The following is a 19179-nucleotide window of genomic DNA, read 5'->3' on the forward strand; positions in this document are numbered from 1 at the left end:
GTAGCAGCGCCCCTCCGCAGCCCCTCCGAAAGTCACTGGGCAATCGCGCCCCGAGTGGACGCGAGCCCTGTTCAGCGCAACACGCTTCCGTCCGCCGCCAGCACCGTCACCGGCGCCAGCTTCAGCGCCCGCACCGAGGCCTCGATCCGGGCCAGGTCGCCCACCACGAACCAGCTCAGCGATTCCGGTCGCGCCAGCCTGCGCGCGGCGGCGGCGACCGCCTTGGCGTCCAGCGCCGACAGCCGCGCCGCGTAGCCGCTGTAGTGATCTTCCGGCAGTCCGTAGACCAGCAGCCGCCGGTAGAGGTCGAGCACGCCGTCGGCGGTTTCCGCCGCGCCGGGCAGGGTGCGAATCAGTGATTTGCGCGCCGCGTCCAGCTCTGCCGCCGTGGGCGGGCGCGGTCCGCCGAGCGCGGCGATTTCCGCGCGTGCCTCGCGCAGGGCGTCGGCGCTGTGGTCGCGCTCCACCGCCGCCTGGGCGTAGAACAGTGCCGGCCCCACCGCCTCGCCCAGCGCGCTGGAGGCGCCGTAGCTCCAGTGCTTGTCCTCGCGCAGGTTCATGTTCAGCCGCGAGGTGAACAGGCCGCCGAGCACGGCATTCGCCAGCTCCATGGCCTCGCGCTGGGGATCGTTCAGGGTCGGCGCCAGATCGGCGGCGGCGATCAGGGTCTGCTCGGCGCCCGGCTTGTCGAACAGATAGACCCGGGGCGTCGGCGCGCTCACCGGCGGCAGGGCGCTGGTCGCGGCTGCGACCGTGGAGTCGCCCTGCCAACTGCCGAACTGTGCTTCCAGCAGCGGCTGCAGGCTGGCGGCATCGACATCGCCGACCACCAGCAGGCGCACACCTTCCGGGCGCAGGAAGCGCGCCGCCAGGCTGCGCAGGCCGTCAGTGGTCAGCGCCAGGGTCGCGGCTTCCAGGCGCGGCAGGCTGTTGAAGCGGCCGTAGGGATGTTCGCCGTACATCAGGCGGTACTGGTTGAGGCCGAGGATGCCGCCCGGGCTGGCGGTGTTGGCGCGCAACCCGGCGAGCTTGCGTTGCTGGCGGCGGGCCAGGGCGTCGGCCGGGAAGCTCGGCTCGCGCAGGTTGCGCAGGAACAGTTGCAGCGACTCCGGCAGGCGCGCGCGGGTGGCGCCGAGGCTGATCGCCACCGAGTCGGCATCGGTATCGACGCCAAAGCTGGCGCCGAGGTCGCCATAGGCCTCGGTCAGCTTCTCGGCGCTCAAGCCCGCTGCGCCCTCGCTGAGCATGCCCAGCAGCATCTCGACGTTGCCGGCCTCCGGCTGCGCCGCCGTGCCCCAGGGGAACAGCAGCGCCAGCCGTACCAGCGGCACTTCGTGACGCTCGGCGAGCAGCACCTCGATGCCATTGCTCAGGCGGAAGCGCGACAAGGGCGGTAGCTGGATGCCGGCCGGCTCGCCCACCGCCGGTAGCTGGCGACGGTCGAGATCGCCACCGGTTCCGGCGACCAGTGTCGGTGCCGGCAGCACCGTGAGCCGCACCTGGCCCGGGGTCAGCCAGCGCTGTACGGCGGCGCGCACTGCCTCGGGCGTGGCCTCGCGCTGGGTCTGCCACTGCCGCTCGCAGGCTTCTGGCGAGCCCAGGAACACCTGACAGGCCGCCAGCTCCGAGGCCTTGGCGGCGACGCTCTCGCGGCCGCTCAGGCGCATCACGTAGAGCCGGGTCTTGATCCGCTCCAGCTCGCTGGCCGGGAACGGCTGCTGCGCGAACTTCGCCAGCTCCTCGTCGAGCGCGGCTTCGGCGGCGGCGCGGTCGGCGTCCGGCTTGAGGCTGACGGTAATCACGAACTGCGAGCCCAGCTCGCCGGGGTCGATATCGGCCGATACCGCAGTGGCCAGACCGTCGCGGGTGACCAGCCGGCGGTACAGGCGGCTGGCCTTGTCGCCGGCCAGCAGGTCGGCGGCGAAGCCGAGCATCAGGCTGTCGGTGCTGCCGCGACGGGCGACGTTCCAGGCGCGGTACAGACGTGGCTGGGTGACCTGGTCGGGCAGAGTCAGCCGGCGCTCTTCGCCGAGCGCGGACACCCATTCCTCCTGACGGCCGACCGCCGGCCCGGGCGGGATGCTGCCGAAGGCCTTCTCCACCCGCGCCACCGCGTCGTCGAAGCCGATGTCGCCGGCCAGCACCAGGGTGGCGTTGTTGGGGCCGTAGTAGCGGCGGAACCAGTCGTGCACGTCTTCCAGCGAGGCGCGGTCGAGATCCTCCATCGAGCCGATGGTGGTCCAGGAATAGGGGTGGCCCACCGGGTACAGCGCCTGGCTGAGCAGCTCGTCGACCTTGCCGTAGGGCTGGTTCTCGCGCTGGCGCTTCTCGTTTTTCACCACGCCGCGCTGCTCGTCGAGCTTGGCCTGGGTCACCGCCGGCAACAGATGGCCCATGCGGTCGGACTCCAGCCACAGCGCCAGATCCAGCGCCTCGGTCGGCACCGTCTCGTAGAAGTTGGTGCGGTCGCTATTGGTGGTGCCGTTGATCAGGCTGGCCCCGGCTGATTCCAGCGGCCGGAAGAACTCGTCGTCGTGGTGCTCCGAGCCGTTGAACATCAGGTGCTCGAACAGGTGCGCGAAGCCGGTCTTGCCGGGCTTCTCGTCCTTGCTGCCGACGTGATACCAGACCTGCACCGACACCAGCGGCGCCTTGCGGTCCTCGTGCACCAGCAGCGTCAGGCCGTTCGCCAAGATATGCTTGCGGTAGCTCAGCGGAGCGTCTGGTAGCGGCGCCCCGATGGCCGTCGGCGCCGTGGTGACGGGAGTCTGTGGCTGGGCCAGGGCGGCGCAGCCGCCGAGGCCGAGCAGGGCGAGGCCGGTGGCGGCACGCAGGGACCATTGCTTCAGGCGCGGAAACACAGGAATCGGATCAGGCATGACGGCCATCGAGGAGAGCGTCTTGGAAGGTGCGCAGCATACGTGGGAAGCCCGGCTCGCCGCCGGCCGCGCTGCTCCGCTATGAACACCGCCCGCCCGGCAAGTTCCGGCCCGCCGCCGGAGATGGCGCTGCCGCTGCCGGCGCTCGATCCGCTCAGCGGCCGCTGGTCGCACACCCTGCAATGGCCGTCGCCGCATTGCGATGCACGGCCCGAGGGCGAGATGGTGAGCCTCTTGGTGGTGCACCACATCTCGCTGCCGCCGGGCGAGTACGGCGGCGCCTACATCGACCAGTTCTTCGCCGGCACGCTGGAGCCGGCGGCGCATCCCTATTTCCCCAGCATCGCCGCGCTCAAGGTGTCCGCCCACGCCTGCGTGTTCCGCGACGGCCGCGTGCACCAGTACGTGCCCACCACCCAGCGCGCCTGGCATGCCGGCGAGAGCTGCTTCGACGGCCGCGAGCGCTGCAACGATTTCTCCATCGGCATCGAGCTGGAAGGCGACGAGCAGGGGCCATTCACCGACGCCCAGTACGTGGCGCTGGCGCGGCTGGTGGTGGCGGCGATGCGCGTCTACCCGGCGTTGACCGCCGAGCGCATCGTCGGCCACAGCGACATCGCGCCCGGGCGCAAGACCGATCCCGGCCCCTGGTTCGACTGGCCGCGCCTGCTGGCGCTGGTGGAGTTCCCGCGATGAACTTCCTGGCGGTGCTGCTGGCGCTGGCGGCCGAGCGGCTGGTGCCGCACGGCCTGGGCTTCGGCCAGCCGCTGCTGCTGCGGGCGATCCTGCACGCGCTCGATAAGGTCCGCGTCGGCGCCCTGCTGGCGCGCAGCGCCGCGCTGCCCTGGTTGCTGACGGCCCTGGCCGTGGCGGCCACCGCCCTCCTGCAAAGCCTGCTGCCGGGCCTGTTCCTTCAAGGCCTGTTCGGTGGACTGGTGCTGTTCCTCTGCCTGGGGCCGCGCGACCTCGCCGACGACGTGCAGGCCTTGCTGGCGGCGCGCGCCGCCGGCGACCAGGCCGAGGTGGCGCGGCTGTCGCGACGGCTCCAGCACGGCCCGGAGCCGGAGGCCAGCCATCGCAGCCTGCTGGGCGCGCTGTTCATCCAGAGCCACGAGCGGCTGTTCGGCGTGCTGCTCTGGTTTGTCGCGGTGGGGCCGGCGGGCGCGGTGTTCTACCGGGTCGCCAGCCGCCTGCCGGCCCAGGTCGAGGCCCTGGAGCCCGAGACCGCCGCCGCCAGCGCGGCGGCGCAGCTGCACGGCTTGGCCGCCTGGTTGCCGACGCGTCTTTGTGCGGCACTGTTCGCGCTGGCCGGCAGCATGGATGACGCCCTCGCGGCCTGGCGGCGGGTTGGAGAACTCGACTACCAGCACGGCTGGCGCAGCCACAGCTGGGCGGTGCTGGCCGAGGTCGCCTCCGGCGCGCTGGCCGCCGAAGAGGCCGACGGCAGCCCGGTGGTGGCGCCGAATCTGGAGTCCGCCCTGCGCGAGGTTCTGCGGATGCAGACCCGCGCCCTGTTGATCCTGCTCGCCGGCTTCGCGGTGTTCACCACCGGCACCCTGATGTGAGCCGGCCGCGACGGCGTCTTCTGCTGGCTCTGGGCCTGCTGTTCTCCGCCGGCCTTGCCAGTGCCGGCGAGCGGGTGGTGGCGCTCGGTCCACACCTGGCCGAGCTGGTCTGTGCGGCGGGAGGCTGCGAGCCGCTGGTCGGAGTGATCGCCTACAGCGATTTTCCAGAAGCCGTGCGGCGGTTGCCGGTGGTCGGCGACGCCAGCCAGGTCAATCTGGAGGTGCTGCTGAGTCTGCGCCCCAGCCTGGTGCTGGCCTGGGACGGCGGCACCTCGCCGACCACCATCGCCCGCTTGCGGCGGCTGGGCCTGCGGGTCGAGCCGGTGCGGGTGGAGAGTCTGGAGGATGTCGCGACCGCCCTGGAGCGGATCGGTGCCTGGACCGGCCACCCCCAGGCCGCCAGCGCCGCCGCCCGTGACTACCGGCAGCGTCTGCAAAACCTTCGGCAGCGCTACGCCGCAGCGGCCCCGCTGCGGGTGTTCTACCAGATCGAGACCGCGCCGGCCTATACCGTCAACCGCGCCAGCCCGATCAGCCAGGCAATCACGCTCTGCGGCGGCCTCAACCTCTTCGCCGGGCTGCCGACGCTGGCGGCGCCGGTCAGTGACGAGGCGGTGCTGGCGGCGCAACCGGAGGTGGTGATCCACGGCGAGCGCGACGGTGCCGAGGTGCGGGCCTATTGGGCGCGCTTCCCGCAGGCGCCGGTGCAGGTCCGGCAGCAGATCTACGCGGTCAATTCCGACCTGCTGACCCGCGCCGGGCCAAGGCTGATCGACGGCGCCGAACAGCTCTGTGCGGCGCTCGACCGCGCCCGCCGGCCGCGCCAATAAAAACGGCCCACCTTGCGGTGGGCCGGGTGACTCGTCCCTGAGTCGACCCTCCCCGCAGGGAGGGTTGTGCACTCGGTGAAGCCTGATCGTTCAGGTCGATACCGTAAGCGCCACACCGCGCGCAGGCAATTGCCAAGGCGACCGTTCGTCGGGAGAAAAATCTTCCAAATCTGATGCTTATCACGGGTTTACGTGAACATAGGATCAGGTCGTGTCCGGTTGCGCGCACAAAAAAGCCGCCCGGCCAGAAGGCGGGGCGGCTTCCTGGGCCGAGGCCCTTCAGGGCGCGCCGACGATGCCGGTCAGGGTGTAGCTGATCGGGTAGGGCGACTGCGTGTCGTAATGGATGGTGAGCGTGGTTTCCTTGTAGTGCAGCGGGATATCGCCTTGCAGGCGCGGCCCGATCGGGATCACCGGCAGCGGCGGCAGCGAGGGCATGGTGAGCCAGGGCGGCGGAATCGGCGGCAGCGGCGGGATCACGATGGACGGTAGCGGCAGCAGCGGCTGCAGTGAGGTCGGCAGCTGCAGCGTGGTTTGCGCATGGGCGCCGCCGCTGAGACTCAGCGCAAGCAGCGCGGGCAGGCTGCGGGGGATGGACATGACCGACTCCAGGATGAAAACCGTGATTGAGCAGTAAGCACTGACACCATATTCAGCAATCAGTGCCGGCGCAATGGCCGTACTGACACGGCGGCGGCCTAACGGCGCGTCAGGAGCCGCTGTTGCGGTAGACCAGCACGCTGCTGGAGGCGGTGTAGCCGGCCAGCGCGGCATACACCTGACCGCTGTAGTCGGCGTTGGCGGTGGAGATTTCCCCGGCGGCATCGCCGGTGCCGCTGACCGCCAGCAGATTGCTGTCGGAACTGCTCCAGCTGACGTGGCGCGAAACCGGCCGCTCGACGCCGTCCTCAAAGCGCGCCAGCGCCGTCACCAGGCCGGTGGCCGGATAGCTCAGGCGCTGGCCGTCGGGCGTCAGTCGCAATGCCGTCGGATCCAGCTCGGCGCCGGTGTAGCTGGGCAGAGCCAAGCTGATCGGGCTGCCGTTGTCGGGCGCGAAGCGCGCGCTGACGGCGCTGCTGCCGGTATCCAGCGCGGTCACCAGCAGATAGTCGCTGCCCAGCGATAGCGCGACCACGTCTTCGTCGGCTGCTTCGTAGCTGAGCTGTGCGCTCAGGTTCTGCGGCGCGCTGCTGGCGTTGGCGAAGTTGGCGTAGACCTTCAGCAGATCGCTGTAGCCCACCGGCAGCGGCGCCTCCGGCTGCTCGCGGCTGTAGCTCAGGTGGTCGATGGCACTGACCTTCAGGCTCAGGGTGGCGCTGCGGTCGCAGCCGACCGGCTGGGCGCGCAGGGTGAAGCCGGTGTCGCCGGCGGCATTGGCGCTGAGTCGGCCGCTGGCATTGACGTTGGCATTGGTCACCGCCTGGTCGATGGACCAGGTGATGCCCTCCGGCGCACTCACCTCCAGGCCGCTGCTGGACAGGAGGCTGAGCGTGAAGTCCTGGTGGCTGCGCTCGGCGATTTCGCTCAGCGCCGGCTCCAGCGTCATCCGCACCGGCTGCACCTCGACCGTCAGCGTCGAGCTGAAGTCGAGATACTTGGCGGTGATCTGGGCGACGCCGGTGCGCCGGGGGATCAGTACGCCGGCGGCGTAGTAGCCGCTGCCGGAGGCGGCCGGCAGTTCGCCGTTGCTGACCGCCACTACGCCGGGATCGCTGGAAGTCCACAGCGCCCGCGCGCTGAAGTCGCCGCTGCTCAGGCCGAGGTTGCCGTCGAAGTAGAGCGTCGCCGTGGCCTGGCTGAGGATGCACTCGCTGACCGCCACCGTGCCGGTGCTGCCGGCCAGGTTGGCGGTCAGCCGCACCGGCTGGGTGCCCTCGCTGACCCCGCCGCCACAGGCCGCCAGCAGCAGCGCGGCGCAAAGTGCCGCGAGGCCGGTCCTCACGGCTGGAACTCCAGCACGCGGTGGTTGTTGCGATCAGTGATGTAGAGCGTGCCGCTGACCACCGCGACGCCGGTGGGCGTCGACAGGGTTTCCCGGCTGGGCGCGCTGTCGGTGTCGCCGTCGTGGTCGGTGTCATTGGCCAGGCGGGTGGTGAAGGTGTCGCTGTCCTGGCCGTAGACCGCGCTGAAGGCGGCGCCGTTAGCGATCGGGAAGCTGTCCAGCCGCACCACCCGGTTGTTGCTGGCATCGGCGATGTAGATGCGGGTGCTGTCGGATGCGACGCCGGTGGGCGAGTTCAGCGAGGTCTGGCTGATGCCGGCGACGGTGCGGGAGAAATCGCTCTGGCCGATCACATAGGTGGCGGCCGCGCCGCTGCTGCGCGGCAGCTGCGAGTAGTACAGCACCCGGTTGTTGCTGGTGTCGGCGATCAGCAGGCGGTAGCCGTCGGTCCAGACATCGGTGGGCTTGTTGAGCCCGGTGTCCTCGTCGTCGCTGGCATTGGTGACGAAGCTGCTCTGGCCGATCACCACGTCGGCGGCGGTGTTGTTGGCGGTGGGCAGGCTGTTCCAGATCAGCACCCGGTTGTTGCCCTGATCGACCACGATCAGCTTGCCGTTGGCGAGCGCGACGCTGGTCGGGTTGTTGAGGCTGCTGGCGCTCAGGCCGGGATCGTCGGCGCTGAAGTCGGCCTGGCCGATCACCACGTCGGCGGGCGTGCCGGCGGTGGGCAGACTGTTCCAGATCAGCACGCGGTTGTTGCCGGAGTCGGCCACCGCCAGCCGGCCGTCGCCGACGGCGGCCTTGGACGGCAGTGCCAGGCGGTCGGCCGCCGCTGGCGAGGGCAGCGAGGTCTGCGCATCCGGCTGGCCGAGCACGAAATTGGCATCGGTGGCCGGACTGCTGGGCACGCTGTCGTAGCCGAGCACGCGGCTGTTGCCGTAGTCGGCGATGTACAGCCGGGTGCCGTTGCCGGCGACGCCGCCCAGAGGCTGTGCCAGCGACTTGGCGCTGGCGGTGCTGCCGCGATTGGCGCTGCCGCTGAGGTAGTCGGCCTGGCCGATCACACCAAAAGCGCTGTAGGCGCTGTAGTCGTTGCTGCTGTCATCGCCACCGCCACCGCAGGCGGCGAGCAGGGAGGTGGCCAGCAGGCCGAGGGGGATCAGGGACGCGCGCATGAGCAAGCCTTGCCGTGGTGGAGGTCTTACCCGGATGCAGTGGGCGCGGAAAGCGTCGCGCCCGACTCAAAAATTTGCTGCCATGGCCCCGGCGCGATCCGGGCCGGCCTGCTCAAGCGGCGGACGCTGCCTGTGCCGCCAGATAGCGGCGGCGGATCTCGTTCTTGTCGATCTTGCCGGCGCCGGTCTTCGGCAGCGCCGGCAGAAACTGGAACCAGCGCGGCAGCTTGTAGGCCGCCAGCTGTTCGCGCAGTGCCTGGCGGAGGCGGGCGGCATCGGCCTCCTGGCCGGCGTGCAGCACCACGGCAGCCAGGCCCGACTCGCCCCAGAGCGGATCGGGGAGGCCGAGCACCGCGCAGTCCAGCACCCCGGGGCAGCGGAACAGCGCCGCTTCCACCTCGCTCGGATAGACGTTCTCGCCGCCGCTCAGATACATCTCCTTGCGGCGGCCAACGATGCGGAAGCAGCCGCTTTCGTCCACCTGCGCCAGATCGCCGGTCCACAGCCAGCCCTCGCGCAGGGCCAGGGCGGTTTCCTCGGGCTGCCGCCAGTAGCCGCTGAACACCTGCTCGCCGCGCAGCGTGAGTTCCCCCACCTCGCCGGGCGCCAGCGCTTGCCCTTCGGTGCCACGCACCACCGCCTCCAGGCCCGGCAGCGGCCGCCCGACGTGGTCGGGCTTGCGCCCGGCCTCGTCAAGCGCCATGCCGAAGCAGTTGACCCCGGCCTCGGTGAGCCCGTAACCCTGCTTGAAGCGCACCCCGCGTCGGATGAACGCGGCCTGCACGCTGGGCGGACAAGGGGCGCCGCCGCTGATCGCCCAGCGCAGGCTGCTGAAATCGGTTTCGGCGAAAGCCGGCTGCTCGACCAGCATCTGGTACATGGTCGGCACCATGAACAGCAGGCTGGGACGGTGGCGGGCGAGCTGTTCGAGGTAGTCGGCGGCGTCGAACTGCGGCAGCACCACCACCCGACCGCCGCAGGCCAGCAGCGGCAGCGCCAGTACGTTTACTGCGGCGTGGAAGCAGGGCGTGCACTGCAGCGCGCAGTCGCTGGCGTCGAGGCCCCAGGCTTCGACCGTGGCGCGGGCGTTGCCCAGGGTCTGTCGGTAGGGCAGTCGCGCCGCCTTCGGCAGGCCGGTGCTGCCGCCGGTGAACAGCAGCAGATGGTCGTCGTCCGCGCTCAGCGCGGGTGCCGGGAGCGGTTCGGGCGAGCCGGCGGCCAGCCATTCCTCGTAGTCCTCCAGCGCCAGCTGCGGCGTTGCCGAAGGTTCCAGCAGCGGCCGGCAGGCCTGGTCGACAAACAGGCAGTGGGCCTGCACCTGCGCCAGCAGCGGCGCCAGCTCGGGGCCGGACAGCCGGTAATTGAAGGCGGTGTGCAGATAGCCCAGCTTGGGCGCCGCCAGCAGCAGGTCGAAATGGGCGAGATGGTTGTGGGCGAGGATGCCGACGCGGTCGCCCCGACGCACGCCGAGTGCCTGCAGGCGCCGCGCCAGGCGGTTGGCGCGCTGCTCCAGTTCCCGGTAGCGGTACCAGCGGCCGGCGAAGAACAGCGCCGGGGCGTCCGGGCTCTGTTGGCTGCGCCAGTGGATCAGGTCAAGGATCAAGGGTCTGGAGGTCGGCGGTCTTGCGGCAGCCGATAGCATTCCAGACATAGCCGATTCCCGCACCCGCCAGCACCAGGCTCTCGCCCTCCGCGAACGGCCGGCGCTCGCTGGCGAGCTGCAGCGACAGCAGCGGATCGAGCTGGCCCATGTGTCCGTAGTGGGACAGGTGCAGGGAGCGCTCGGGGGTGAGCCCCAGGCGGTCCAGTACCGCCCGGTGCGCGGCCGGCTTGAAGTGCGGCAGCGCCAGATGCGCGACGCTTTCCAGCGCAAAGCCGGAGCGCGCGCAGGCCTGGCGGATCACCCGCTCGAAGTGATCCATCGAGCGCGCCTCCAGCCGCCGCTTGAGGTCCTCGTAGTCGGGCACCCGGAAGCGCACGTTGTGGACGTTTTCCGGCGTCACCGGCTCGCGGGTGCCGCCGACCGGGATCAGCACGTCGCCGGCGAAGGAGCCGTCCACCTCGATGGCCGAACCCAGCAGTTCGAAGCCGGGGCCGTCGCGGGTCACCAGCGCCGCCGCGCCACCGGCGGAGAGATTGAACAGGAAGCGGGTGGAGTGATCCTGGTAGTCGACCAGATCGCCGTTGCGATAGCCGCCGAGGATCAGCACCGTTTGCACTTCCGGATCGGCGAGCAACAGATCGCGCGCCTGCTTGAGCGCCAGCACGGCGGCGCCGCAGCGCTGGCCGAGATCGTAGGCCCAGGCGCGATGGCAGCCGAGGGCATGGGCGGCGGCGATGCCGGCCGATTGCAGCAGGTAGTCCTGGTACTCCTCGGTGATGCTGATCACCACATCGACCGACTCAGGGCTCAGTCCGGCGCGCGAAAAAGCCACGCGTGCCGCGTGCATGGCCATTTCGTTGGGGTGGTCGTCGGGCCCGGGCACCGGCTTTTCGACGATGCCCATCTTGTCGCGGACCACGGCTTCGGGAATGCCCGAAGCCGTGGCGATGTCCGCAGCCGTCTGGCGCGGCGCCGGCAGATACAGCCCCAGCGCCCGGAGCACGGCCATGACGGTGGCTCTACTTTCCGGACTTGGGGTGCGGCGCGATACCGTCGGCGACGAAACGCATGATCTCATCGAGCAGGGCCTTGTCCGGCGCCTTGCCCTGCCACAGGCAGTGCTTGAGGCCGAGCATGTGGCCGACGCCCATGATCGCCCAGGCACGCACCTCGGCATCACCGGGCGACAGCTCGCCCTGCGCCGAGGCGGCGGTCAGGCCGGAGCTGTAGCCCTTGGCCAGGCGCTCGTAGTAGTCGCGGAACACCGGCTCGTCGACGAACTGCGCTTCCTGCACGATGCGGTACAGGCCCGGGTGGGCCTGGGCAAAGGCGAAGAAGGCTTCCAGGCCACGGCGCTCGGCGTCCAGCCGGTTGCTGCCGGCGGCCACGGCCACGCCCATCTCCTTGCGCAGGTTACGGCCGATTTCCTTCACCAGGGTGGAGAAGATTTCTTCCTTGGTACGGAAGTACAGATAGAAGGTGCCCTGACCGACGCCGGCACGCTGGGTGATCGAGCTGACCGAGGCGGTGTGGAAGCCCTTGCTGCCGAACTCCGCCTCGGCGGAATCGAGCAGCTTGCGGCGGGTGGCTTCGCCGCGGGCGGTGGCGGGGATGAGTTCTTTCAGGGGTTCCTTGCGGAGGGCGTCTTTGTCCATTGCGCTTCTTTAGAGGTGAGGGGAGAGGGGCTTCCGAGCCGCCATGATGGGTAAATCATCCATCTGATTTTCTTCGCTAACTGTGCGTCCGCGCACTGATTTCCAGTTCGGCGGTCGTTCTGGCGGGTCGAACGGACTTGATCCGGGGCCGCAACTTGCTCAGCTGCCGTTCCTCGGCCCGGTCCTTGAGCCATTGCAGGCAATCCTCGAAGGCGCGGGAGATGCGGGTCTGCATCCGCACCCGCTCGATCTTCGGCCAGGTGGCGCGCTCGCCGGCCCGGATGTACTGGCGGATGTCCTCGGCGCTGGGGTTGGCCAGCATCCGCATCAGCTGCCTTGGCGTATGGGCCGGGAAGATGGTGACGTCACCCGAGTAGCGCTGCTGGAGGATGTCGTTGAGCTTGTCCACCACCCGTCCGGCGGCATAGGAGTTGAGATGTTCGCGTGCCACCTTCACCACGTCGCGGCCGGCGACCTTCACCAGCTCGCTGGTGAGGTTGCCCAGGCCGCGCCGGCGGCCGACGTTGTCGCGCAGGAACGGCACCACATGCGGGTTGGTCTGGCTGACGATGTAGTGGTTGACGTTGTGCAGGCGCGCCAGCCGCAGCAGCGGCAGGTCGTTGGCGAGGCTGCCGTCGATCCACAGCTTGGAGCGCATGTAGGGCACCGCCTCGCCGTTGAAGTCGCGCGCCAGCAGGGTCACCGGGTCGAACACGCCGGGGATCGCGCAACTGGCCTGCACCGCCTTGCGCACCAGCACATTGGGCGCGGTCAGGTAGTTGAGCAGGCGCGGTTGCTGGTGCAGCTCGGCCGGCGAGACTGTCACCCCGAGGATGCGGCGGGTGCGCTCGAAGGCCTGCACGAAGCTTTCCTCGCCGATGTTGGCGGTCAGGCACTCTTCCAGCCGCTGCGAATCCATCAGCGTCGAGCCGTGGCGGAACATCTTCACGAAGCTGACCCGCTGGAAGGCGGCGAGATTGAGGCCGTGCGGGTCGAAGATCGCCGGCAGCTGGGCGTCGCTGCGGGTGGCGACCATGGCGGCGATGATCGAGCCCGCCGAGGAGCCGGACAGCACCCTCGGCAGCAGGCCGTTTTCCCACAGCGCCTTGATCACGCCCAGGTGGAACATGCCCAGGGTGGCGCCGCCGGAGAGCAGCAGCGCCGAGCGGCCGAAGGAGGCGCCGGTGCGCTTGAAGAACAGCACCTTCTCGTCGTCGCTGAAGTTGGGGAAGTCGCCGACGCAGATGTAGTCCAGGCAGCGCGCGGCCTCGTCGACGTACTCCTCGATCAGCCGCTTGGTGCCGATGCGGGCATAGCCGTACAGCAGCGGGCTGGAGGTATTGCCGAGATTGCCGTGCAGGCCCTCGGCGAGGTGGAAGGTGAGCTCGCGGACGTCGCCGCGCCGGCGCAGCTCGCGCATCAGCCGCAGGCGCTCGCGGATCAGCAGGTAGTCGTAGTCGTCGCTGGTTTCGTCCTGCTTCCAGGCGTCGGCGCCTTCCAGCCGGTCCAGCTCCAGCGCCAGCTCGCGCCATTGGCCATAGCTGTCGGCCCGGTCGAGGTCCTTCAGGCGGCTGGCGATGAGTTTTTTTGACATGCCGTTCGCGGGCTCTGGCTTATGCTGGCGGTCGCTCGCGGGTATCGCACCCGGGCCGCTGGTCCTGAACGAGCATTTGATTCACAGCCCGCAGACTACACGAAATCCGGGCATTCCCGAGAGTCCCCACTACCAACGGCCTATGTCTCCGCGCTTGAAATCCCGCCTGGTTGCGGTCCTGAGTCTGGCGGTCTTCGCCTTCGCCCTCTGGGTTCTCAAGGACAGTCTCGGACAGGTGCGCTGGGCCGAGGTGCGTGGGCACTTGCTCGGCCTGCCCGGCTGGCGGCTGGCCGGCGCCCTGCTCTGTGTCGCCGGCAGCTACTGGATGCTCAGCTACTACGACCTGCTGGCGGTGCGCGCGGTCGGCAGCGGCCTGCCCTATCGCCAGGTGGCGCCGATCTCGTTCAGCGCCTATGCGGTCGGCCACAACCTCGGTTTTTCCGCGCTGTCCGGCGGCGCCCTGCGTTTGCGCGCCTATTCCCGGCTCGGTCTCTCGACCAGCCAGATCGGCGGCATCGCCGCCCTCTGCGCCATCACCTTCGCCCTCGGCGTCAACCTGGTGCTGGACGCTGCGCTGCTGCTGCAGACCGCGCAGGCGGCGCGCATCCTGCACCTCAGCGAGCCGCTGGTGCGCGCCATCGCCCTGGTCAACATCGTCCTGCTCGCAGCCTATCTCTGGCTCACCGCCGGCCGCGCCGGTCGCCCCTTCGAGGTCGGTGGCACCCGGCTGGTGGCGCCGGGCTGGTCGCAGGCCTGCCGGCAGATGCTGGTCAGCGTCGCCGATCTCGCCTGCTCGGCGGCGGCGCTCTACCTGCTGATGCCGGCCCTGCCTGACCTGAGTTACGTCGCCTTCCTGGGGCTCTATGCCCTGGCGATGGCGGCCGCCATCGCCAGCAGCGTGCCGGGCGGTCTGGGCGTGTTCGAGTCGGTGCTGCTGCTGGCCCTGCCGGCGGCGCCGAAGTCGGAGCTGCTGGGGGCGGCGCTGGCGTTCCGCGCGCTCTACTACCTGCTGCCGCTGATCCTGGCCCTGGCTTGGCTGGCGCTGGAGGAGCTGCGACGCTGGAGAAAGGCGGCGGCGTAAACTGTCGCCCCTGCCGACGACCTCCAAGAATTTCATGCTGTCTCGTTTCAAGGACCTGCTGGTCTCCCTGCGCCCCTGGCTGTCGACCCTGCTGGTGCTGGGCCTGCTGGCGCTCGCCTTCTTCGCACTGCAGCGGCTGACCCAGGAGATCCGCTACACCGACGTGTTGGCGGAAATCCACCGCACCCCGGCCAGCCTGCTGTGGGCCGCCGGCCTGTTCACCCTGCTGTCCTTCGTCGCGCTTGCCGGCTATGACGCCTCGGGTCTCGCCTACCTCGGCGTGCGCCTGCCACTGCGCACCCTGGCGCTGGGCTCGTTCGCCGGCTATGCACTGGGCAATACCGTCGGCATGGGCGTGCTCACTGGCGGCGCGGTGCGCCTGCGGGTCTACGGCGCGGCGGGCATGGAGTCCGGCCAGGTGGCGAGGCTGATGGCCTTCGTCGCCGGTGGCTTCGGCCTGGGCATCACCGCCATCGGCGCGCTGGGCCTGCTCTGGGGGGCGGAAGAGGCGCGCAGCCTGCTGCCGCTGCCGGCACCCCTGCTGCAGGCGCTGGCGCTGCTGGTCCTGATCGGCATCGGCGCCCTGCTGCTGCTCTGCGCCCGGGGCCAGCCGCTGCGCATCGCCGGCCGCAGCCTGCCGCTGCCGTCCTGGCGGCTGGCGGCGGCGCAGTTGCTGGTGTCGGCGCTGGACATCCTCTGCACCGCCGCCGTGCTCTGGGTGCTGTTGCCGGCCTCGAGCGTCAGCTTCGGCGTGTTCCTGGCCTTCTTCGCGCTGGCTATCGCGCTGGGGGTGATCTCCCACGTCCCGGGCGGCATCGGCGTGTTCGAGGCGGTGATGCTGCTCGCCTTCCGCGATGCCCTGCCGGCGGAACAATTGGCCGGCGCCCTGGTGCTCTACCGCGCCATCTACTACCTCGCGCCGCTGGCGCTGGCGGTGCTGCTGCTGGTGATCCGCGAGTGGCGCGCGATCAGCCAGAGCCGGGTGCGTCAGCAGGCGGCGGAGCTGTCGCCGCTGTTCCTCTCGGTGGCCACCTTCACGGTCGGCGTGATGCTGCTGGTGTCGGGGGTGACGCCGTCCACCGACGAGGCCACCGAGCTGCTGGCGCTGCGCATCCCGCTGGTGTTCGTCGAAGGCGCGCACTTTCTCGGCAGCATCGCCGGGCTGGGTCTGCTGTTCGTCGCTCGCGGCCTGCTGCTGCGCCTGGACGCCGCCTGGTGGGCGGCGGTGGTGCTGGCGATCATCAGCGCGGTATTCGCCCTGCCCAAGGGCGTCGCGCTCGGCGAGTTGGCGGCCCTGGCCACCCTCGTGCTGCTGCTGGTCGCCGGCCGTCGCGAGTTCGACCGCCGCGCCTCGCTGTTCGCGCAGCCGTTCTCGCTCAACTGGCTGCTGATGGTCAGCGCGGTGCTCGGCGCGATCATCTGGCTGATGTTCTTCGTCTACCGCGATGTCGACTACACCAACGACCTGTGGTGGCAGTTCGCTTTCGACGGCCACGCGCCGCGCAGCCTGCGCGCCACCCTCAGCGTGGTGCTGCTGGGCTTCGCCTTCGCGCTCTGGCAGGCGTTCCGGCCGGCCAGCGGCCAGGCGGCGGAAGCCGGGCCCGAGGAGCTCGAGCGCGCCGCCGCGATCATCCGCAGCCAGGGCAAGGCCGACGCCATGCTGGCGCTGATGGGCGACAAGAGCCTGCTGTTCTCGGAGTCCGGAAACAGTTTTCTGATGTACGGCAAGCGCGCCCGCACCTGGGCGGCGCTCTACGACCCGGTGGGGCCGGAGAGCGAGGCGGTGGAGCTGATCTGGCGCTTTGTCGAACTCGCCCACGAACACGGCGGCCGTGCCTGTTTCTATCAGGCCAGCGGCCGCAATCTGGCGCTCTATGTCGATGTCGGCATGTCGGCCTACAAGCTCGGCGAGTACGCCTTCGTGCCGCTCGCCGACTTCAGCCTCAAGGGCTCCAAGCGCGCCCACCTGCGGCAGGCGGTCAGCAAGGGCGAGCGCGACGGCCTGAGCTTCCAGGTGATCCCGGCCAGCGAAGTGGAGCCGCTGATGCCCGAGCTGCGGGCGATCTCCGACGCCTGGCTGGCCCAGCACGCCACCCGCGAGAAGGCGTTCTCGCTGGGCTCCTTCGAGCCCGCCTACCTGAGTCGCACCCCGGTGGCGATCGCCAGCAAAAATGGCAAGCCGGTGGCCTTCGCAAACCTGATGACCACCGACCTCAAGACCGAGGCCACCATCGACCTGATGCGCTACACGCCGGAGGCGCCGCGCGGGGTGATGGACTACCTGTTCGTCAAGCTGATGCTGCACTGCCAGGCCGAGGGCTATGCCCAGTTCGGCCTGGGCATGGCGCCGATGTCGGGCATGTCCGAGCACTACAACGCGCCGCGCTGGCAGCGGCTGGCCCGCCTGATCTACCGCCACGGCGAGAACTTCTACAACTTCCAGGGTCTGCGCAGCTTCAAGGAGAAGTTCGATCCGACCTGGGAAGCGCGTTATCTCTGCGCCGAGGGCGGCCTGAAGCCGATCCTCGCGTTCACCGACATCGCCGCCCTGGTGAGCGGCGGCCTCAAGGGAGTGCTGACGAAATGAGCCTGGACCGATGCCGTGTCTTGCGCGGACCACTGCTGGCCGTGCTGGCGCTGTTCGCCGCGCCGCTACTCGCGGCGGCACCGGCGAAGCCAGCCGCCGCCAAGCCGGCGCTGGCCGCCAACGAGCAGGTGCTCGATCACGGCCGCTTCCGGCAGGTGCACGTGTTCAGCCCGGCCGGCAGTCCGAAGAGCTTCGCGCTGCTGCTGTCCGGCGACGGCGGCTGGCAGCCGGCGATGAGCCAGCTGGCGCAGACCCTGGTCGCCGAGGGTGCGCTGGTGGCCGGTATCGACAGCGCCCAGTTCATGGCCGACCTTGAAGCCGACGGCGGTGACTGCGTGTTCCCCGACGGCGACCTGGAAAATCTTTCCCACTTCGTGCAGGCCTACGCCAAGGCGCCCGGCTACCGGCCGCCGGTGCTGGTCGGCTACTCAGCCGGCGCCACACTGGGTTACGCCACCCTGGCGCAGGCGCCGGCCAACACCTTCGCCGCCGGCCTGATGCTGGGTTTCTGCCCCGATCTGGAACTGAAGAAGGCGGTCTGCCCGGGCGAGGGCCTGGGATTCACCCGCCGCAAGGACGGCAAGGGCGTGGACTTTCTGCCCGCGCCGAAGCTGGCGACGCCGCTGTTGAACCTGCTCGGCAGCGCCGACCCGGTCTGCGACGCGCCGGCCACCGGCCAGTTCATCGCCCAGATTCCGGCCGCCCGCCAGGTGCTGCTGGCCGGCGTCGGCCACGACTACGCCGCCAGTCCGCGCGCCCGCGCCGCCCTGGTCGCCGCCTATCGCCGGCTGGCCCTGCGCCAGGGCAGCGTCGCCGCCGCACCGGCCGATCTCGGCGAGCTGCCGGTGATCGAGGAACCCTCGGCCAGCGGCAAGGACAACCCGCGCTTCGCGGTGCTGTGGAGCGGGGACGGCGGCTGGGCCGGCCTCGACAAGGAGGTGTCGGCGGCGCTGCAGGCACAGGGCATCTCGGTGGTCGGCGTCGATTCGCTGCGCTACTTCTGGACCGCCCGCACGCCGGCCGGCATCGCCGCCGACGTCGACAAGATCATCCGTCACTACCTGGCGGCCTGGAACAAGCGCGAGGTGATCCTGATCGGCTACTCGCAGGGCGCCGACGTGCTGCCGTTCGCGGTCAACGGCCTGCCGGCGGACACCCGCGCCAAGGTGCTGCTGGCGGCCGGCATGGGCCTGTCCGACCACGCGGTGTTCGAGTTCCAGCTCAGCAACTGGGTGGCCGACAACAACAACGGCCCGGAGACCCTGCCGGAAGTGCGGCGGATGCGCGGCGTGCGCTTCCTGTGCATCTACGGCGCCGAGGAGGACGACAGCATCTGCCCGCAGTTGCAGGGCTCCAGCGCCCTGGTCGCCAAGCTGCCGGGCGGGCATCACTTCGACGGCGACTACGACAAGCTGGCGGCGACCATCCTGGGAGCGCTACCGGCGCCGTGAAGGCAGCCCGCGACCTGGGCCGCGCTCCCCAGTTCAGAGCGCCCGCGCTGCCGGCATCGCGCCCAGCACCTTGCCGGTGGGCAGGCCAGTGGGCGAGCCGCCCTTGGGCTCTTCGCTGACGGCCAGGGTGATGGTCATCGCGCTCAGCTCGGAGCGCGGCATCTCCGGTAGTGGCAGCTCCAGCGGCACGCCAGCGGCGGTGGGCAGCAGGCCCAGGGCGTGCGGATTGCCCTGGCTGTCGAGCATCCACAGTTCCAGATCGCGCTGGGCGACATCGACCGGCAGGCTGCCCGGGGCGATGGTGATGCGCATCAGCTTCTTGTCCGGGTGCAGCGACACCGCCCAGCGCGCCTCGCTGCCATCGAAGTGGATGGTGGCGACGTAGGGCATCGGCTGGTTCTGGCTGACTTCCAGCAGCGCCAGCAGGCTGCTGGTGCGGGCCTGCTCGCGCCAGAGAGCAACCCCCAGCAGCACGGTGACCACCGTCGCCACCAGCGCCCAGCTGCGGTACAGGCCGATCGGCTCGCGGGCAGCCGGCGCGGCGCTGCTCCGCTTCGGAGCGATCAGCGGCCGCAGCTTGTTCTGGTCCTTGAGCAGCTCCTGCGAGATCGAGGCCCAGACCCGCTCGCGTGGTTGCACCGGCTTGAGGCTGGCGGGGATCTCGGCAAAGCGCTCGTTCCAGAACCGCACCTCCTCGCGCAGTTCCGGCTGGCGGGCGATCAGCCGCTCGAACCGGCGGCGGGCGCGTCCGCTGAGCAGGCCCAGCACATATTCGGCGGCGAGCTGGGAGCGGAGTTCGGGGTTGCGGTAGTGCATT

The 19179-nt window shown here is 70.1% G+C and carries 15 protein-coding genes; 6 read left to right on the plus strand and 9 right to left on the minus strand.

Going from position 1 to position 19179, the window contains the following annotated elements; all coding sequences use genetic code 11:
- Positions 1 to 71: 71 nt before the first annotated feature.
- The gene (locus ED208_RS14560; protein WP_158608574.1) at positions 72 to 2879 is read right to left on the minus strand and encodes a M16 family metallopeptidase; all 2808 of its coding nucleotides are present in this window, start codon (positions 2877 to 2879) and stop codon (positions 72 to 74) included.
- 81 nt (positions 2880 to 2960) lie between these two features.
- Between ED208_RS14560 and ampD the strand changes: the two genes are divergently transcribed.
- The 3 genes from ampD to ED208_RS14575 are packed head-to-tail and all read left to right on the plus strand — an operon-like array spanning position 2961 to position 5274.
- Positions 2961 to 3575 carry a 1,6-anhydro-N-acetylmuramyl-L-alanine amidase AmpD gene (gene ampD, locus ED208_RS14565; RefSeq protein WP_233575084.1) on the plus strand — a complete coding sequence of 205 codons (615 nt, stop codon included), beginning with the start codon at positions 2961 to 2963 and terminating at the stop codon, positions 3573 to 3575.
- A complete protein-coding gene (gene ampE, locus ED208_RS14570; protein ID WP_123212656.1) occupies positions 3572 to 4444 on the plus strand; it encodes a regulatory signaling modulator protein AmpE in 873 nt (290 codons plus the stop codon). The genes ampD and ampE overlap by 4 nt, the downstream gene beginning before the upstream one ends.
- Positions 4441 to 5274: a cobalamin-binding protein gene (locus ED208_RS14575; protein ID WP_233575085.1), complete on the plus strand. Its 834-nt coding sequence runs from the start codon at positions 4441 to 4443 to the stop codon at positions 5272 to 5274. Before ampE ends, ED208_RS14575 begins: the two co-directional genes overlap by 4 nt.
- 279 nt (positions 5275 to 5553) lie before the next feature.
- On the opposite strand, the gene ED208_RS14580 is transcribed toward ED208_RS14575, so the two are convergent.
- From ED208_RS14580 to ED208_RS14610, 7 genes are all read right to left on the minus strand, one after another.
- Positions 5554 to 5874, minus strand: a complete 321-nt coding sequence (locus tag ED208_RS14580) for a hypothetical protein (RefSeq protein ID WP_123212657.1) — start codon at positions 5872 to 5874, stop codon at positions 5554 to 5556.
- Positions 5875 to 5983: 109 nt separating this feature from the next.
- Entirely contained in the window at positions 5984 to 7216 is a 1233-nt protein-coding gene (locus ED208_RS14585; RefSeq protein WP_123212658.1) for a hypothetical protein, read from the minus strand.
- Positions 7213 to 8391: an NHL repeat-containing protein gene (locus tag ED208_RS14590; protein WP_123212659.1), complete on the minus strand. Its 1179-nt coding sequence runs from the start codon at positions 8389 to 8391 to the stop codon at positions 7213 to 7215. Before ED208_RS14590 ends, ED208_RS14585 begins: the two co-directional genes overlap by 4 nt.
- A gap of 112 nt (positions 8392 to 8503) precedes the next feature.
- Positions 8504 to 9994: a class I adenylate-forming enzyme family protein gene (locus ED208_RS14595; protein ID WP_199720634.1), complete on the minus strand. Its 1491-nt coding sequence runs from the start codon at positions 9992 to 9994 to the stop codon at positions 8504 to 8506.
- Positions 9984 to 11003 (minus strand): 3-oxoacyl-ACP synthase, encoded by a 1020-nt coding sequence (locus tag ED208_RS14600; protein WP_123212661.1) that lies wholly within the window; start codon positions 11001 to 11003, stop codon positions 9984 to 9986. Before ED208_RS14600 ends, ED208_RS14595 begins: the two co-directional genes overlap by 11 nt.
- A gap of 10 nt (positions 11004 to 11013) precedes the next feature.
- Entirely contained in the window at positions 11014 to 11649 is a 636-nt protein-coding gene (locus tag ED208_RS14605; RefSeq protein ID WP_123212662.1) for a TetR/AcrR family transcriptional regulator, read from the minus strand.
- Between the two features lie 76 nt (positions 11650 to 11725).
- Entirely contained in the window at positions 11726 to 13243 is a 1518-nt protein-coding gene (locus tag ED208_RS14610; protein WP_123212663.1) for a DUF3336 domain-containing protein, read from the minus strand.
- 142 nt (positions 13244 to 13385) lie between these two features.
- Here ED208_RS14610 and ED208_RS14615 point away from each other — a divergent pair, with 142 nt between their 5' ends.
- Genes ED208_RS14615 through ED208_RS14625 form a run of 3 tightly spaced genes read left to right on the plus strand, consistent with a single transcriptional unit; the run spans position 13386 to position 18362 of the window.
- Positions 13386 to 14324, plus strand: coding sequence for a lysylphosphatidylglycerol synthase domain-containing protein (locus ED208_RS14615; protein WP_158608575.1), 939 nt, complete (start codon positions 13386 to 13388; stop codon positions 14322 to 14324).
- A gap of 34 nt (positions 14325 to 14358) precedes the next feature.
- Complete coding sequence (mprF, locus tag ED208_RS14620) at positions 14359 to 16911, plus strand: bifunctional lysylphosphatidylglycerol flippase/synthetase MprF (protein ID WP_123212664.1); 2553 nt, start codon at positions 14359 to 14361, stop codon at positions 16909 to 16911.
- Complete coding sequence (locus ED208_RS14625; RefSeq protein ID WP_123212665.1) at positions 16908 to 18362, plus strand: AcvB/VirJ family lysyl-phosphatidylglycerol hydrolase; 1455 nt, start codon at positions 16908 to 16910, stop codon at positions 18360 to 18362. Before mprF ends, ED208_RS14625 begins: the two co-directional genes overlap by 4 nt.
- A gap of 33 nt (positions 18363 to 18395) precedes the next feature.
- On the opposite strand, the gene ED208_RS14630 is transcribed toward ED208_RS14625, so the two are convergent.
- Positions 18396 to 19178: an anti-sigma factor gene (locus ED208_RS14630; protein ID WP_123212666.1), complete on the minus strand. Its 783-nt coding sequence runs from the start codon at positions 19176 to 19178 to the stop codon at positions 18396 to 18398.
- Position 19179 lies beyond the last annotated feature (1 nt).

This window comes from Stagnimonas aquatica (assembly GCF_003730135.1).
Taxonomy (GTDB): Bacteria; Pseudomonadota; Gammaproteobacteria; order Nevskiales; family Nevskiaceae; genus Stagnimonas; species Stagnimonas aquatica.